Source organism: Vibrio sp. 378, from assembly GCF_033339435.1.
In genome coordinates this window covers 1-723 of record NZ_JAWOUO010000514.1, presented here as the reverse complement: position 1 = coordinate 723, position 723 = coordinate 1, and the positions used below count along the sequence as shown (strand labels likewise).

2 protein-coding genes are annotated in these 723 nt (G+C 45.9%); both read left to right on the top strand.

What is annotated here, in order from left to right; all coding sequences use genetic code 11:
* Positions 1–422: sensor histidine kinase (locus tag R7Q48_RS27260; RefSeq protein WP_318133380.1), on the top strand; the 422-nt coding region annotated here is incomplete at its 5' end.
* A 44-nt stretch (positions 423–466) separates the two neighbouring features.
* Positions 467–723, top strand: a 257-nt coding sequence (locus R7Q48_RS27255) for a response regulator (protein ID WP_318133378.1), incomplete at its 3' end; no start/stop codon positions are given.

The following is a 723-nucleotide window of genomic DNA, read 5'->3' as shown; positions in this document are numbered from 1 at the left end:
TTATTGCGGGTATGTTGTTGGGCAAAACAGAGCGAGCACGAGAACTGGGTTTGCAGCTGGTGGTCGAGGAGGGCAGTCGCTTGGAGCCGCTTTCTGAATGGTTAAATTCGGAAGATCTGGTCACCATTTTAGGTAACTTGATCGACAATGCGTTTGATGCGACTTTGAGCGTTATTCGCAATGAATCCAACGTTGCATCAGAGCGTCGAAACATCGAAGTCTCGGTTAGCGATTACGGCAACGAAGTAATTTTAGAAGTCAGCGATCACGGATGTGGGTTGCCAGAGAACATTGAACCTCAAACCCTTTTCAAAAAAGGCATTTCGACAAAATCTCGACAAAATAGAGGGGTAGGTTTGCACCTAGTGAACCAATTAGCGACCCGCTATCACGGGCATGTTGAAATGCTACCAAACACATAATATGGAACGCGAATAACCGTGTATTTGCCAAAGGAAGAACAAGTATGAACATGGCAACGCGAGTGATGATCATTGAAGATGACATTGCCATTGCTGAATTACACCACAAATACCTGAGCCAATTGGCAGGGTTGGATGTGGTTGGCATTGCAACGACGCGATTAGAAGCGGAAATGCAGCTCGAAGTGCTCAAGCCAGATCTGCTTTTGATGGATGTTTATCTGCCGGATGGTACAGGGTTGGAGATACTGAATACGCTGCGCTCGAACAATCAAACTTGTGATGTGATTTTGATTACCGC